Origin of the sequence: Yoonia sp. 72, from assembly GCF_034652275.1 — a bacterium.
GTDB lineage: Bacteria > Pseudomonadota > Alphaproteobacteria > Rhodobacterales > Rhodobacteraceae > Yoonia.
Map to the genome: position 1 here is coordinate 17300 of NZ_JAXIWG010000006.1, position 15725 is coordinate 33024.

General features: G+C 60.0%; 12 protein-coding genes and 1 pseudogene. 9 read left to right on the plus strand and 4 right to left on the minus strand.

Annotated elements, in window-relative coordinates; genetic code table 11:
- Positions 1-48 precede the first annotated feature (48 nt).
- Complete coding sequence (locus VCK47_RS17790; RefSeq protein WP_322892226.1) at positions 49-525, plus strand: invasion associated locus B family protein; 477 nt, start codon at positions 49-51, stop codon at positions 523-525.
- A 320-nt stretch (positions 526-845) separates the two neighbouring features.
- Here VCK47_RS17790 and VCK47_RS17800 read toward each other — a convergent pair whose 3' ends face one another.
- From VCK47_RS17800 to VCK47_RS17810, 3 genes are all read right to left on the minus strand, one after another.
- Positions 846-1064, minus strand: a complete 219-nt coding sequence (locus VCK47_RS17800) for a hypothetical protein (RefSeq protein ID WP_322892225.1) — start codon at positions 1062-1064, stop codon at positions 846-848.
- A gap of 57 nt (positions 1065-1121) precedes the next feature.
- Positions 1122-1724, minus strand: a complete 603-nt coding sequence (locus tag VCK47_RS17805) for a hypothetical protein (protein ID WP_322892224.1) — start codon at positions 1722-1724, stop codon at positions 1122-1124.
- 208 nt (positions 1725-1932) lie between these two features.
- Positions 1933-2664 (minus strand): Crp/Fnr family transcriptional regulator, encoded by a 732-nt coding sequence (locus tag VCK47_RS17810; protein WP_322892223.1) that lies wholly within the window; start codon positions 2662-2664, stop codon positions 1933-1935.
- Positions 2665-2837: 173 nt separating this feature from the next.
- Between VCK47_RS17810 and VCK47_RS17815 the strand changes: the two genes are divergently transcribed.
- The 3 genes from VCK47_RS17815 to VCK47_RS17825 all read left to right on the plus strand — a co-directional run bounded on the left by VCK47_RS17815 (position 2838) and on the right by VCK47_RS17825 (position 5203).
- Positions 2838-3071 carry a hypothetical protein gene (locus VCK47_RS17815; RefSeq protein WP_322892222.1) on the plus strand — a complete coding sequence of 78 codons (234 nt, stop codon included), beginning with the start codon at positions 2838-2840 and terminating at the stop codon, positions 3069-3071.
- Positions 3072-3327: 256 nt separating this feature from the next.
- The gene (locus VCK47_RS17820; RefSeq protein WP_322892221.1) at positions 3328-4389 is read left to right on the plus strand and encodes a PHB depolymerase family esterase; all 1062 of its coding nucleotides are present in this window, start codon (positions 3328-3330) and stop codon (positions 4387-4389) included.
- A gap of 682 nt (positions 4390-5071) precedes the next feature.
- Positions 5072-5203, plus strand: coding sequence for a hypothetical protein (locus VCK47_RS17825; protein WP_322892220.1), 132 nt, complete (start codon positions 5072-5074; stop codon positions 5201-5203).
- 177 nt (positions 5204-5380) lie between these two features.
- Here VCK47_RS17825 and VCK47_RS18005 read toward each other — a convergent pair.
- Positions 5381-5629: pseudogene (locus VCK47_RS18005) on the minus strand (transposase); the annotation flags it as partial.
- Positions 5630-5782: 153 nt separating this feature from the next.
- Between VCK47_RS18005 and VCK47_RS17835 the strand changes: the two are divergent.
- The 5 genes from VCK47_RS17835 (at position 5783) to VCK47_RS17855 (ending at position 15506) form a co-directional block, all read left to right on the plus strand.
- The gene (locus VCK47_RS17835; protein ID WP_322892219.1) at positions 5783-6559 is read left to right on the plus strand and encodes a tetratricopeptide repeat protein; all 777 of its coding nucleotides are present in this window, start codon (positions 5783-5785) and stop codon (positions 6557-6559) included.
- A 7-nt stretch (positions 6560-6566) separates the two neighbouring features.
- A complete protein-coding gene (locus tag VCK47_RS17840; protein ID WP_322892218.1) occupies positions 6567-8204 on the plus strand; it encodes a ShlB/FhaC/HecB family hemolysin secretion/activation protein in 1638 nt (545 codons plus the stop codon).
- Positions 8205-8227: 23 nt separating this feature from the next.
- A complete protein-coding gene (locus VCK47_RS17845) occupies positions 8228-14269 on the plus strand; it encodes a filamentous hemagglutinin N-terminal domain-containing protein (protein WP_322892217.1) in 6042 nt (2013 codons plus the stop codon).
- Positions 14270-14277: 8 nt separating this feature from the next.
- Positions 14278-14787, plus strand: coding sequence for a hypothetical protein (locus tag VCK47_RS17850; RefSeq protein WP_322892216.1), 510 nt, complete (start codon positions 14278-14280; stop codon positions 14785-14787).
- A gap of 212 nt (positions 14788-14999) precedes the next feature.
- On the plus strand, positions 15000-15506 hold the full coding sequence (locus tag VCK47_RS17855; RefSeq protein WP_322892215.1) for a hypothetical protein: 507 nt from the start codon (positions 15000-15002) through the stop codon (positions 15504-15506).
- Positions 15507-15725 lie beyond the last annotated feature (219 nt).

The following is a 15725-nucleotide window of genomic DNA, read 5'->3' on the forward strand; positions in this document are numbered from 1 at the left end:
GGCGGAGTTAACGGGCCTGTCGGGGACATTTGGCGTGCGGGTCAGCTGGTGACCGGGCGGGGCGCGATCATCCGCGCGGCGGGTCTTGCCGTTGCCCTGACAGCGTCAGTTGCCATAGCGCAGAGCGCGGCTGACGGCCCCTACCTGATCGAGGAAACCTACCGTGACTGGATCCTGCGGTGCGACACGGTGGCAGGCGATCCGCAAACAACGCCTGCCACGCAGGTCTGCGAAATGACGCAAGAGCGGAGCGAGGCAGAGGCCGGACAGCGCGTGCTGCGCACATCCGTGCAGGCAACCGACGATGGCCCGGTCCTGACATTGCTTGCGCCGTTCCGCACTTGCCTACCACAAGGCTGCATGGCAACGGCGCAGCTTGACACGGCGACACTGGCACGGCTGGACACAGGCGGCATGCTCGATGTTGACCTGATCGTAGACGCAGGGCAACCGGTGGTCTTGGCGGTATCGCTTGACGGGTTCCACGCTGCATGGGCCCGACTTGCGGCCTTGCGCGAGGGTTGATCGCGACTCCCCTGTGTCGCGCCGATACTGGTCGCGGTTCGCTGTGCCTTGAGATACGCGGCGTCGAACATCACGGTGTTCTTTTCGCCCTGTCCGCCTGCAAGGCTGACCATCATCTGCGCATCGCTCAGCCAGAAAAGATCAGATATCTCACACCTCCGTTTTCGAGCGGTGAATCACACTCAAGCGCTGAATTCAAACGGTCCTGACCCTTGGGGAGGACCAAGTCATCCTGCCCAAACAGGACATGGGTCGCCATTTGGCGCAGATGCTCGACATCCCGATCGTGCAGGATAACGTGGGCTGGCATAGATGGGCTCTCACTTGCGCTTTGCACCTTTCGCAGTCGCAGGTTCGTTCGCTGCGGGCACAGACGCCTGCGCTGCGCTGTCACGACCCAGTCGTGCCAGTCGCAGCCGCTTGACCTGCGCCTCGCGCGCGGCGGTCTGCGTGTCGACAAGGTCTCTTGCCGCTTCTGTCGTATTGGCGGCGCGTGTCTCCGAAGGGGACAGGCGGAACGGGCGTTTAGGAAGCGGCATGCTGTACCTCGCAGTGTTTCAGGTATGAAGGTTTGTGCGTCAGCAGATCGGGCGCCGTCACGAGGACACGACCAACCGGAGCAGCCCGCGGCTGGTGGCAGGACTTGGCCTTTGACGCGCGCTATTGCCTACGAACAGGGTGATGGCCAGCCGCGTGCGGCCTGCGATCGCGTGCCGTTTCAGGGTGATGACCGAGCATTTGCACACAGCCGCCGCGTCAGCAAAGGACATTTGTGCGGCCACCGTCAGGAACAGGGCTTCGCGCTGGGCGACGCCAAGCGCGTTGAATGCGGCCGTGAACTCCTCGGGCGTCACATGGCCATCGACACGCGGCCTCGAGAGCGGCCCGCGGACGTTGGCGACCCGGCCATCGCCCTGATGGGGGACCACATCGAAGGCGCTGCGCAGAATGCCGAAAAGCCACGTGCGGATATCCGCTTCGGGTGCGAACCTGTCGATCTCTTCGCAGGCCTTTGCAATTGCCTTTGTCACGAAGACATCCGCCGCGTCGCCATCCACCACCAAGGCCCGCGCATAGGCGCGCATCGGCCCGATCTGGCTGGCGACACTGGTCCGGGGATCGCCACAGCGGGATACCTCCGGCAGGTGCTGATCGGCTTGGTTGGTCGATGACCGTGATGGTGCAATCGTATCAGCCATGGTGTTTTCCGTTCCTCGATGAGGCAGAGCCACGCAGCGTGATCTCTGGCGTTTGCAGGGGGCTGCGCATGGATATTTTATGCGCGGCGAATCGAAAGGCACCTTCACCGTATCTGCGCGCTTTGCGTGTGCTGCTGACCTACATTAGCCGGAGGGGTTGAATTGCAGGTCGGTGCACGCGGTACGACCTGTCTTGCGTCGTCTGTCTTCACCGCAGGAAGGGGCCGTCCTGATCCAGATAGGCAAGGTCGAAGTCGGCCAGTTCGGTCAGCCGCACGATATCGCCAAATTCAACGCGGCCTTTTTGGAACGTGACCAGCCCTGCCTCGCGCAATTGCCGCAGGACGCGGTTCACATGCACCGCGCTCAGCCCCAAGGCATCGGCAAGATGGTATTGCGTCAGCGGGCAGTCGAACCCCGTTTTGTCGCCAAGCCCGACAAGGCTCAGCCGCGCCCCGAGTTCCAGCAAAAGATGCGCCATCCCTTCTTCGGCCGACCGCCTGCCGATGTTGACAAGGTGTTCGACCACCATCGCCTCGTCCCGCGAAGCCGCCCAGAGCACGGCCGCCGCAAGGCGGGGTGCGTTGTGGAAGGCATCGAAGATATCCGAGGGCAACACTTCGGAGGCGCTGATCGCCGTGATCGCATCAGTGTTGTGATCAGAGGTGCGGAACAGCACGCTACGCAGGCCCAGAAAGTCACCGGGAAGCTGGAAATCGATGATCTGTCTTTGCCCGTCCACCTGCGTTTTGTAGGAACAGGCCCAGCCTTCCGCGAGGATAAAGACCGAGGCGTCCTTTTGTCCCTCATAGATCATTTCATGACCGGCGAGGAAGTGTCGCCGCTGGCTGAAGAACCGGCTGAGGGTTTCCAGATCGGGATCGGACAGGGCAACGAAAGCAGACAGCTTTTTCGTCAACGGGCTTTTCAGATCAGGCATCGGCTCTCCGCGCGGGCATTGTCAAAAATGCGTTCCGTTTCCTTATGTCTGAAGTTTCGGTGCCCGAGGCTGCTTTGCATCAGTCCGACCCCGCAAAAAGTGTCTATTGTCGCGGCAAGTTCCGCAAAGGCGTGACCTCACCCACACGACCGAACACAAAGGCACATAAGACCATGACGATACCCAATGACGTCGCCGGAACAGCAGCCCTGTCGATATGCGAATCGCTCCTGCTTGCCTTGAACGAACATAACATCCTTCCCGAAAAAGAAATCGTCGGAATCCTCAAGGATTCGGCGACTGCGCATGAAAACTGCCCGCCGGGCGACAGCAAGGCGCTGCACACGGCTGTGGCAAAGCTGATCAACGGCATCATCGCGGGCGGCAATTCGGTGCGCCATACCTAGACCGGCGGTTTGGCGCCGCTTGGGCCATGCGCCCTTGCGGCAGGCCTCTCTGCGACCCACATGCTCATTCTGTCCTATCGCAACCGTCTCTTGCGGCCAGATGGTCAGGGCCTTTCGCCCTTTTCCGACCAGTTACGCGTTTTGACCACAGGCAGCGACCGCTGCGGCCCGTCACCCGATGACCTTATGGCACCGTCAACGCATAGCATGTGTGATCCGGTCCTTGGGCAAGAGGTGGCAATACAGGACATCGATCATGTTTGACTTCAGCGCTGGATCATGGCGTTCCACGACACAGGCGGGACGCAAGGTCCATGACGCGGCCAGCGGCCTTGCGTTGCAGACGATGGCGAATGGCTGGCGGCTGATGTGGTCGGGGCCAGCGGCGATGCAAAGCCTTGTCTTTGCACGCGCCACCCCCACGCCAGAGGCGCTGCCCGTGATCCTGCCCATCGCGGCAGGAGCCACCTTTGCCGAGGACAGGTTCACCTGCGATGCCGGATCGCGGCGCTATCTGGCCTATGTCCCCGCCACGGCAAAGGGCGGCATTACCGGTCTTGTCGTGATGCTACATGGTGCCACGCAATCGCCCGAGGATTTCGCGGCAGGCACCGGCATGAACGCGCTGGCCGATGAACATGGCTTTGTCGTCGTCTATCCGCACCAGTCGCCCGAGGATCAGGCCCAGTCATGCTGGAACTGGTTTGACCGCGGCGACCAGCAGCGCGATGTCGGCGAACCGGCCATCCTTGCCGGGCTGACCCGCCTTGTCATCGCACGCCATGACATTCCGGCCGACCACGTCTTTGTTGCGGGCCTTTCCGCTGGTGCGGCGATGGCGGTCATTCTGGGTGAAACTTATCCCGATATCTTCAGCGCCGTCGGGGCGCATTCGGGGCTGCCTGCGGGGGCTGCGCGCAATGTGCCGACCGCCTTTGCGGCGATGGCCGGTTTGCGCGGTATCACCGGCGGGGATGGCCCTGCCATGCGCACCAGCGTTTTTCACGGCAGCGCGGACGGAACTGTTGTTCCCTCGAACGGCGACCGCATCGCGCTGAACGCGCAGGAGGATGGGCAGGACAGCGGCGAGGCTGTCGCAAAAGCCGGAAGGACCAACGGCAGGTCGTTCCAGAAAAGCACCACCTTCGGCGATGATGGCCGCGAGGCGGTGGAACATTGGCTGGTTGATGGTGCCGGTCATGCGTGGTCGGGCGGGCAGGCGTCGGGCAGCTACACCGACACCCAAGGCCCCGACGCCAGCGCGGAAATGATCCGCTTTTTCTTTGCGGCAGAAAGCTCCGAGAAAGCTGGCGTCTAAGGCATCGCTGAGGATTGTTGCATGAACGGCCAGATGGTCTTGACGTTGGCGATGCAAGGACGCCTTCATGCCGAGCCAACGGCCGCGCAAACTTCACCGCCTTCCACGAGACATCATCCCAATTGGCGACCGTCAAAGCTTGCGATCTTTCCCAAGTGCGAAACCAATCATGAGCGGGTTCAAGACGATGCGTACCGCAAACGCGAAGAGGTCCATACCAAACGACGAGGCGTCAGGGGCGAATCCAGTTCAGCGATGAGCGGTTCGGAGCTGCGTGACCCCACAAGCCGCTTCGCGCAACATTCGACCTGACCAGATTAACGCAACAGTTCCCTGTCCCATGTTTGTCAGTGCACCGGACGCGTGCGAAAGCGCGTTGCCGGGTTCTCGCCTCAGGATCGCGACGCAGATTTGCTGTTCTTCGCCATATTGGTCAGGGCCAGATGGTGAATGGTCACGCCACCAAGAACCCAAGCAATCTCGTCGGTGATTGTCATGTCGGCAATGACCGCTGCGACAGCAGATCTGACAAATCAGTGCTGGCGTTTGCAGCCGGCATAGGATGAAATCACCTCACGGCCCTTCTCTCGGGGGGCTTGACCTGCGTGGCAACGCGGGGGTGTCCGACAGAGACCCTGGTTGATCGGGATGATCGACGAAATCTGAAGCAAGGAACACCATCATGTCAAAAGGCGACAAGCAGCGCGGCAGTAAGGAAGCCAAGAAACCCAAGAAGCAAGCCGTTAAGGTTCTGGCTACCGCTGACTTCAACAAGGGCAAGACACCGCTGAACATCAACGAAAAGAAGAAATAGCCAACCGCGGCACTTGGCGTCGTAGCGTATGATATGACCGCGCATCCGGCGTCCGAGCGGCGGATCGGCAGCGATGTCGATCCGCGTGGTTGCTTGAGAAGATCAAGCCCGGCTCACCTTGGCGACAGCCACGCGGCATGGGATGAAGGGCTGTTAACAGCCTCACCGCAACTGCACGGCTTTCTCGCGAAGCGACAGCTTGCAAAGAACCTTGATGGTCAGGCAGGACCGGATCGCCGCATCCGAGAAGACCGCAGGCCGCGTGCCGCCGCTGCCATCCAGCGGAGCGTGCCAATGTCATGTCATTGGCACGCCAGATCAACATCCAGCCACGCAGCGCAGTAATGCAGTGTCAACGGACCAGTTTGTCGTCCGGTTGCCGGCGGGGTGATGGCTTGCGCGTGCAGCCCGTCCATCTGCATGAATTCGCAAGGTAAGTCCTCGATGCACAGAGATGCACAACAACGCCCGTGGGACCGGTGAAGAAATGCCACACATCAGAAGATAGCCGTCTGTCCTTTGTTGACACCTCGCGCAATGGTTGCTTATTGCAGGTCGCAAATATTGTGGAGAATACCGATGCGTATCGCTGTTTTGACTGTCTTACTCGGTTTTACCGCAGCACCGGGCTTTAGCGGTGTGGCAGATGGAATCGCGTTTCTGGACGATGGCGACGTCGCATCGGCCGCAACCGAGTTTGCAGCCGCCTACGAGGCCGGTGAACCCGAAGGTGCGTTCTATCTGGGCCGGCTTTTCGAACTGGGTTTGGGCACGGAACAGGACGAAATGCGCGCGGCCAACCTCTATAGTGCGGCGGTTGATGCCGGGTCGGTCAGGGCGCAGGTGCGTCTGGGGCTGATGTATCACGAGGGCCGCGTGCTGTTGCGCGACTATGCCGAAGGCACGCGCCTTCTTTGCGCTGCGGCTGATGCCGGTGATGCAGATGGTCAGTTGAACTGTGGTCTGGCCTATCAGATCGGGCGCGGCGTCGCCGAAAATACCGAGCAGGCAGTCACTTACTGGCAGATGTCTGCAGATCAAGGCAACATTCTGGCGATGAATGTGCTGGGGCAGTACCAGTTGGATCTGGGTGATGTGGATGCCGCAAAAGCCCATTTCCTGCAGGCGGCCGATTTGGGCAATGCCGGTGGCATGTTTGAATATGCCAAGCTGCTGGCGGACACGGATATCGTCACCGCCTATGCCTATGCCAATCTGGCCGTGGTGCGCGGGCTGAATGACGCCGCCCTCTGGCGTGACCGGATCGAAGCGGAGATGACCGTCGAAGACATCGCCGCAGGTCAGGCCAAAGCGCGCACATGGACCGAAGAGCGTATCCGCGCCGAAGCTGAATAACCGCCGGATGCGCGCGCTTGCTATCCTGATTGCAGGTCTGGCCGGTCCTGCGGGGGCACAGGGTTTTTGTGTGCCGATCGACCGGATCGATGTCACGGGCGCAACACTCGTAACGCAATCCCAGATTGAAGATGCCGTACGCGAATTCGAGGGCTATTGTCTCGGGATGGAGCAGATCAACGCCGCGCTCGAGGCGGTGACATTTCTCTATGTGGATCGCGGCTATATCACCGCGCGCGCCTATCTGCCCGAACAGAATATCGCGGACCGCAGCCTAGATATCCGTGTCGTCGAAGGCGAACTGGCGGCGATCCGTTTCAACGGGCAAGAGCGCCGCATCTGGCAGCAGATCGCATTTCCCGGGCTGACAGGGCGCACCGCCAACCTGCGCGAAATCGAACAGGGGCTGGATATCATTCGCGGCATGCCCAGCTTTGAGGCGACGATGGAGATTACGGCAGGCGAAGCCGAAGGCCAGTCGATCCTTGATGTCAGTGCTGCGGCCGACAAACGCTGGACAGCGCGCATCGGGGCCAACAATTTCGGGACACCTGAAAAGGGCGAATACAACGGCTTTGCCGATCTGACCTATGACCATCTGCTCGGGCTGAACGAAACATGGTCGCTGAATCTGTCGCGCGGTGCCGAAGGCAACCCGTTTACCCGCGACACCGGCGGTGCAGCAACCGAGAACGCAAGCCTCGGGCTGCGGTTGCCCTATGGGCCGTGGGCGTTGCAGGGGACGTACCGGTATTCCTATTACGAGACCGACACGCTTGGCCCGATCACCAGCATCGGCACGGACGGCTGGACCAACATCGCCGATCTATCGCTGTCGCGCGTGCTGCACCGCAATCAGGACAGCAAGACCAGCGTCAGGGGTGTTGTGACCTGGCGTGACAACGTCAACCGGATTGCAGAAATCCAGATCAATGCCTCCAGCCGGACGCTGGCCAGCGCGCGCATCGATCTTGACCACGAACGCGGTCTTTGGGGTGGGGGATTGTCGGCGCGGATCGGCTATGAGCAAGGGCTTGATGCCTTTGGTGCCGAAGTGGCCGCAGACCCGCTGGTTGGCCCGAACCCGCAGTTTACGCTGGCTGATTTCGAGCTGCGCTATGGCCGGGGCTGGCCGCGCGAAAGCGGCAACATCGGTTTCAGCACAACGCTCCGCGGGCAATGGAGCGATGATGCGCTTTACGGCGCATACCAATTCGGGATTGGCGGACAATCGAGCGTGCGTGGCGTCAAGGTCTGGAACAGCGCATCGATACCCGATCCGGACGGTGACGGGCCTCTCAAAGAGACACCGAGCCGCAACCTCGGTCTGTTCACAGGCAATACGGGGCTGGTCTGGCGCAATGACGTGTCATGGTCGCCGAATGTCACCCTGCCGGCGACCTTCGGGGCCTTGCAGACCTATGCGGGGCTGGATGCAGGCATTGTGGATTTCGACCGCGACGGTGCCAGCAAGGCGCTGACGGGTGCGGCAATCGGAGTGCGCACCACCGGCGGCACGGTATCGGTCGACCTCGCGTGGCACAGGCTGTTGAGCATTTACGAAGAAACCGATCCCGGCCCCACGCTTTCGCCTGTCCTCGATCCCAAGGGAGTCATTCTTTTGTCGGTGACGGCCACTTTCTGATATTGCATTGAAGGATGATCATTGTGACACGCCAACTGCAAAAAGCCTTTCGTAACGCCACGGCTTGGGTCGGGATTTTCCTGATCACGGCACAGCCGATCATGGCGCAGTCGGTCGTTGCGGATGGCAGCGGGCCGCAGGTGATCCAGTCCGCGAACGGCACCACGATGGTGATGATCGCAACGCCGGACGCAAACGGCGTGTCGCACAACACCTATGTTCAATTCAGCGTCGGGCCGGATGGCGTTATCCTGAACAATGTGGGCGTCAACACCGCCGCGACCGATCTGGGCGGGATCGTGCAGGGCAACAGCAACCTTGCGGGCGGCACGGCGGCGGTCATCATCAATGAGGTCACGTCCGCCAATCCAACCGCGATGAACGGGTTTCTGGAGGTCGGCGGCGCCCGTGCGGATGTCATCATCGCAAACCCCTATGGCATCACCTGCGACGGTTGCGGTTTCATCAACACGGATCGCCTGACGCTGACGACGGGCAGCATCGGCAAGACCGGGGATGTCTTTACCGGATTTTCGGTTGATGGCGGTGCCATCAACATCGGCGCAGGCGGGCTGGATGCATCCACCACAACGCAGTTTGACCTGATTTCGCGCCAGATCAGCGTGGCAGGTGCCGTGCAAGGGCAGCGTATCCGCGTCATCGCGGGCCGCAATGACGTGCTCTATGCAACTGGCGAAATCACTGAAAAGGCCGACGACGGGTCGGCCAAACCAACGCTGGCCATCGATTCCACCGTGTTGGGCGGCATGTACGCCAATGCGATCACCATCACCTCGACAGAAGACGGCGTGGGCGTGCGCGCGCCGCAGAACATGGCGGCCAATGCCGGTCAGATGATGGTCACTGCCGATGGACGGCTGGTCATGGGCAGTGCCACGGCCAGCGGGAATGTGTCGATCCAGAGCAGTGCCGAAGTTGTCGTGCAGCAGGACCAGAACATTGTTGCAGGCGGTGCGCTGGACATCACCACCGCACAGGATCTGGTCCTGCAGGCCAATGCCAAGCTCGTCACCGAAAGTGCAGCGGCGCTGGAGATAGGTCGCAATTTCGAGGCGCAAACGGGCGCCGAAGTTGCGACCGCCGCGGCGCTCGATCTGACAGTTGCGGGTGCGGTGCATGTCGCCAATGCCGCCGAACTGATCGCAAGGGGTGACGCGACAGTTACTGCCGCCAGCTTTGACGGGGCAGGGGTGCTGGCCTCTTCTACCGGTGACCTGATCCTGACAGCAGGTGACATCACAAATGCGGGGCTGTTGTTCGGCGATACCGCGCTGCGTTTGCGCAGCGATGGTGGCATCACCAATACCGGCGGTGAGATCGTCGCGAATGCCTCGGTCAGCATCGGTGGGCAGACGGGCGCACGCGCGGCTAGTTTCACCAATGAAAACGGCGGGCGTGTCGAAACCATCAGCGGCGACATTACGATCGCGGCGGAGACGTTCACCAACCGGCGCGAAGCACCGGTTCTGGCAGGCGGCTTTCAGATCGGTGACGAAAACCTGAACGATCCCAGCTGCACCGGCGAAGACTGCATCAACGCGGTGACCCTGGCGGGTGCAGTGACGCATGGCGGCACGGCAGCGCAAATCGTCTCTGCCGGAAACATTACCCTGACGGGCGCCAATTTGGTGAACCAGTACAGCCTGATTTCCGCACAGGGCAACATCACCATTGCCGCAGCGTCCCTGCAAAACATCGGCGCCAATATCATGCAGCCCGCTGCGGGTGATCCAAACGCGCTTGAATTTGTCGGCGCGCTGTTTGGGACTATCGAAGCAAGGGGCGTGATCAGCGCCAATGTCACTGGTTTCACCAGCAATGGTGCTTTGGCGGACGATATCAACGTCAGGCCCGGTGCGGGTATCAACCTCGGCAACACCGTGTCGGACGCAATCGGTGATTCCAGTCTCTTTGTCGTCAACCGGGACCCTGACGCGGCATATCTGGTCGAGACTCGCACAGAATTCGTAAACCTCGACAGGTTCGTATCGTCCGATTACTTTTTGAACGCCATCCAGTACGACCCGGAACTGAAACGCTTTGGCGACGCCTATGCCGAGGCGCTCTATATTCGCAAACAGCTGTTGGCATTGCTTGGGCAGCTGATCCTGGAGGGGGGTGTCGATGAACGCGCCCAGATCCAGGCGATGTATGACAACGCCATCGATGCACGCCAGAACCTTGACCTGACTGTCGGCGTGGCGCTGACACCTGCGCAGATCGGCGCGCTGACAAGCGATATCATCTGGCTTGAAAGGACCGAGATCAACGGCGAGATCGTCCTTGCCCCGCGCGTCTATCTGGCCAACCCCGAAATCCGTTTTGCGGGCCTGAGCGGTGCGACCATCACCGCCCGCGAAGTCACTTTTCGCGGTGGAGATTTCAGCAACAACGGCGCCATTCGAGCCAGCGATGATCTGGCGATCATCTCGACGGGCAATGTGTCCAGCAGCGGCGCGGTCAGCGCGCGCGACATCCTGATCAGTGCCGATACGATCAACATTACCACAGGTGCGCGTCAGGTGGTTACCCCGCGAAATGGCGGGCAGAGCGGTTTGCGCGCGCTGGCCTCCCAGATCAGCAACGACTCCCTGCCACCACCCCCGCTGGACCGGATGGACCGTGCAGCGCGCCCCGCCACGCTAGAGGCGGGCGGAACGCTGGTGCTACGCGCCTCCAATGACATCATCACGCGGGGCGCACAGATCACAGCCGGCACCGGAGCGGCCTTTGTCGCAGGTGGTGACACTACCATCGGGGCGCTGGCACTGGCCCGCGCAACAGGGAACGACTCCGGCAGGAATTTCCACAGGATCGAAAGCCTACCCCATCTGATTACCACGCTGACCTCGGAGGGCGATGTCACGCTGTTGTCGTCGGGTCAGGCCGAGGGGCAGAACGACATCACCCTGCAAGGGGCCAGCGTGCAGGCGGATGGCGCTCTGACGATGATCGCGCGCGGCGGTGATCTGAATATCGCAGCCGTCGCCGACACCTATTTCAGCGACCGCAGGCGGTCCAGTAGTTCGTTCCTTGGGCTCAAGAAAACAACGCGGCGCGACCAGATTTTCGACATCTCGCATCAGGTGACGTCACTGTCGGCCCGGCAGATCACCGGCGTCGCCGCACAGGACCTGAATATCGATGGCGCCAGCATCCGTGTGCGCGGTGTGCCGGAGGGGTACGCCGCGCAAAGCGAACTGGCGCTGATTTCCGTCAATGGCAGCACCAATTTCACGGCTCCGGTCGATATCCGCGCTGAATCCCACTACCGATCCAGCAAAATTCTGGGTGGGCTGATTACCAACACCCGCGACTTCCGCTCGCTCATGTCCGAAGTGCGCGGCGCCACGGTAGAGGCCGCGGGCGATATGTTGATCAACTCAGGCGAAGACCTGACCCTGACAGCAGTCGCATTCGATGTCGCAGGCCAGTTCAACACGCAGGTCACCGGCGCGACCTATCTGCTGGCCGCCATCGATATGAACTATCAGGCGCTGAGCGAACGCCGCGACAACGGCGTGATCATGACCGATATCCGCTCGGAATCCATGAACGAGCGCGTGACCTATAACGGGATCGTCGCGGCGGGCGGGGTCAACTTCGATCTCGACAGTCCGATCATCTTCGCCGGTATCCGCCATCCGATGCTGGACAGCGCGCATCCGGGTGCCTGGGTCGCCGATGGCGACAATGGCGGACGCATGAACCTGGCCAGCGCCTATCTGGACGCCCCGGACACGCGCGAAAGAGCAGACACGACATCCGACGAAGAGCCCGCCCATTGGCGCGACACGATGGACTGGGCCGACAAGGACGGCACGCTGAGTAAGGTCCTCTCGCCTGTGCCCACGCAGGCCGAGGGCGAGGCCTTCGCCTTCAACGCGGCCCTGCTGGCGCGCGAAACCACGATCAACGACCCTATCGAACTGGTCAGCTACCACTTCTACGACCGCCAACAAGCGCTCAGCCCCGCGTTCAAGGCTGTTCTCACTATCGTTGTGACGCAAGGACTTGCAGGACCGACAGGGCTGGCCGGACAGCTGGGCATGGTCAACGCAGGCACGGCGGCCACGGCTACAACGGCAGCGACAGCCACGACCGTCACCACGACCGGCCTTGCCGTGAACGCCGCCGCGGCAAGCACCATCGTCGGCGTAATTGACGGTGCTGTAGCGGGCAAGATCGACATGGGCAAAATTCTGGGCGATGCAGCCTTTGCCGGGGCCAGCAGCTATGTGTCGTCGTTTGTTGACCTCAGCGGCTGGACAGGTGCTGAGGGCTCGAAAAGCTGGGTTGGTATCCCGGCCCAAGGCAGTGGCCCCGCGGTCTTCTCCGCTGACGCATTCCTGAACGGCTTTGCCAATGCGACTGTTTCTTCGGGGTTGCACTCCGTGGCTTACGGCACTGACTTCCGCGACAATTTCCGCGCCAATATCGCAAGTTTCGCGCTGGACCAGATCACAAGCACTGCGCAATTCGGCATTGGCGAGATGAAAGAAGGGTTTGCCATTGCCGATGGCAGCTTTGGCGCGGCGATGCTGCATGGCGGGGTCGGCTGTTTGTCAGCGGATATCGCGGGCGGCAGTTGCGGGTCCGGCTTTGCGGTGGGCTTCGGGACCGAACTGGTCGCGGGCAGGCTCGGCGATGCCTTTGCCGCCGATCCGGCGATGGATGCGCAGGGTCAGCAGGCGGCGCGGCTGGCGTTCGAGCAGGACCGCGCGGCGCTGGTGGGGGCGGCCTTGGGGTACATCACCTCGGGCGGGAACGCGATGAATGTGAACCAAGGCTCCAGCCTCGCGCGGACGGCGGTCGCCTATAACCGGCAGTTGCATATCCGCGAGGTCGAGCTGATCGAACTCTATGCCGATGTATTTGCCCAAGAGCAGGGCATCAGCAGTGACGACGCCAAAGCGCTTCTGACCGCCGAAACGCTGCGCGGGGTGTCGGATGACTTTGCCCATATCGTCGAAAACGAAGCCGCGCGGGCGTTTCTGGATGGGTTGGATGCAGCGGGCACGCTGGTCGACGGGCAGACCCTGTTCGGTCAGCTCGACCGGACGAGTGTTGAATACCGAGATTCAACTATCAATCGCGAAGTTCTTTATGCCAACCATGCGCTGTATAGCAGCCTGAATTTCGAGACGACGAACACGCTCGAAACGGGAACGACGCTCGCTTATCGGGGTATTTTGAACGAAAGTGCAGAATACCTGAACCAGTTGTCGCGAACGGAGATGATCGCACTGTTCGAAAATGCCTCGGACTTGCGCAATGCTTGGATAAAACTTGAATACGACAACTTGTTTGACGAGGACGGGATTGATGGCGTTCTTCAAGATGTTGCACATACGAACAGCCAAGCCCTGTCTGCGGGACTAGCGCGCGCAGCGGTTACATCGAACCACTTTGGGTTCTGGGACCGTTACAGTGGGACTGACGATAGCCTGCATGCAATTTATCAGGCCAACTTAGACAGCTTGCTCGGTGCGGTTGGTGGGGTTGAGGGCCTTCTTGGCACATCAATGGCCCGTTCAACTGGGGTCTTGAACAGTCAGATTTCGACAAGAATGTCGCAACGGATTGTCGACAGATTTACGGGCGGCGATCGCAGCGCAAGAAATCAGGCGGATGCTGCTGATGGGGTGGCATCAAATAATGTACTCGACGTGCCGGGAAGGGTGCAGTCTAGAGTCAATATAGCGAGTGGCCCGACCCGCTTCACACCACTGAATGATGCAGGGAGTCCTGTTGCATCAGGGTGGATTCACGTGGTCTTCCGTCACTTTGGGGGAAGGAACACCCAAAGTCAGTTCACGCTTTCACAATCTGAGGTACGAGGTATTCTGCGATCTGATCGGGTTGTGTCTGCGCCTGTAACGGAAGTGAAAATGATAAATGGTACGCCGACCTATGTGCGAACAGTAGACGTCGGTCAGCCAGTCGGAACAGTCCGTCAATCACAGGGAGGTTACTCGACTTCGCGGATCACGGTTCAGACCGACAGTGCTGGGAACCTGATTTCTGCCTATCCTGTGCCGTAGGTGTTAATATGGACTTAATTTACCGTAGAGATCAGTTTTCATACTTTCTGGGATTTACTTCAAAAGGCAGCGAACGCTTCCTAAATGAAGCAATTCGAATATATGCTCATGGAGGCTATAAAACTCCGTCACCAAGTGACGTTTTCCAGCACTGCCCATTTAATGACACCTTGGCGCAGATCATCCGAGGTGTGCATGTCTTTGAAAGTGGAAAAAAATTAGACCTTGCTAACAATTTATACAATATGTTGGCTGAGTTTATGTTTTTGGCGTCTGATTTTGAGCCGCCATGTTGCGGAGATGGCCGTGCCTTCTATGAAAAAACTGCGAGCGGAGAGATTGTTCTTGCTTGTGACCGATGTGGTGCTGCTTACTCTCTCGATACGAGTCCAATTCAGTCAGCTAGCCGTATGAGGATGACCAAACCCCAGTTCGTCGAGATTTTCGGAGAAAGCACAGCCAAGGACTGGCCGTACCATAGGAAACTGAAGGCGCTGCTCGCGGTATCGAGGTTTTAGATCTAACCGTCTCAGCCTCCTTCTGCCTGATACCGTGGCATTGTAATCGGGCCGAAATATCCGCCCGTTGCGTCCTGGATTGGCGTGGCGATCCCTGTGCGTTCGCACCAGAAGGCGCGGGCATCGTTCCGGATCAGCCCGATTGCGTCGTTGAAATTTGCGGCGTCGAGGTTCTGCTTTGTGACGGATATAACTCCGGTTAGGAAGGGGTCATGAAATTGCGCTTGCCCATCTTCCTGACCGGCCTTCTGGCGCTGCTGACCGTGACGCTTCTGGCGCTTGCGCCCGTGCAGGCGAAACCAGCGTCTAGCTTTGCCCATATCGTCGAAAACGACGCCGCGCGGGCGTTTCTGGATGGGTTGGATGCAGCGGGCACGCTGGTCGACGGGCAGACCCTGTTCGGTCAGCTCGACCGGACGAGTGTTGAATACCGAGATTCAACTATTAATCGCGAAGTTCTTTATGCCAACCATGCGCTGTATAGCAGCCTGAATTTCGAGACGACGAACACGCTCGAAACGGGAACGACGCTCGCTTATCGGGGTATTTTGAACGAAAGTGCAGAATACCTGAACCAGTTGTCGCGAACGGAGATGATCGCACTGTTCGAAAATGCCTCGGACTTGCGCAATGCTTGGATAAAACTTGAATACGACAACTTGTTTGACGAGGACGGGATTGATGGCGTTCTTCAAGATGTTGCACATACGAACAGCTAAGCCCTGTCTGCGGGACTAGCGCGCGCAGCGGTTACATCGAACCACTTTGGGTTCTGGGACCGTTACAGTGGGACTGACGATAGCCTGCATGCAATTTATCAGGCCAACTTAGACAGCTTGCTCGGTGCGGTTGGTGGGGTTGAGGGCCTTCTTGGCACATCAATGGCCCGTTCAACTGGGGTCTTGAACAGTCAGATTTCGACAAGAATGTCGCAACGG

Excerpts from the sequence above, each read along its gene's own strand:
- VCK47_RS17810 (WP_322892223.1), bottom strand. The coding sequence starts at position 2,664 with ATGCCTGATCTGAAAAGCCCGTTGACGAAAAAGCTGTCTGCTTTCGTT.
- VCK47_RS17815 (WP_322892222.1), top strand. The coding sequence starts at position 2,838 with ATGACGATACCCAATGACGTCGCCGGAACAGCAGCCCTGTCGATATGC.
- VCK47_RS17855 (WP_322892215.1), top strand. The coding sequence starts at position 15,000 with ATGAAATTGCGCTTGCCCATCTTCCTGACCGGCCTTCTGGCGCTGCTG.
- VCK47_RS17820 (WP_322892221.1), top strand. The coding sequence starts at position 3,328 with ATGTTTGACTTCAGCGCTGGATCATGGCGTTCCACGACACAGGCGGGA.
- VCK47_RS17800 (WP_322892225.1), bottom strand. The coding sequence starts at position 1,064 with ATGCCGCTTCCTAAACGCCCGTTCCGCCTGTCCCCTTCGGAGACACGC.
- VCK47_RS17835 (WP_322892219.1), top strand. The coding sequence starts at position 5,783 with ATGCGTATCGCTGTTTTGACTGTCTTACTCGGTTTTACCGCAGCACCG.
- VCK47_RS17840 (WP_322892218.1), top strand. The coding sequence starts at position 6,567 with ATGCGCGCGCTTGCTATCCTGATTGCAGGTCTGGCCGGTCCTGCGGGG.
- VCK47_RS17805 (WP_322892224.1), bottom strand. The coding sequence starts at position 1,724 with ATGGCTGATACGATTGCACCATCACGGTCATCGACCAACCAAGCCGAT.
- VCK47_RS17825 (WP_322892220.1), top strand. The coding sequence starts at position 5,072 with ATGTCAAAAGGCGACAAGCAGCGCGGCAGTAAGGAAGCCAAGAAACCC.
- VCK47_RS17850 (WP_322892216.1), top strand. The coding sequence starts at position 14,278 with ATGGACTTAATTTACCGTAGAGATCAGTTTTCATACTTTCTGGGATTT.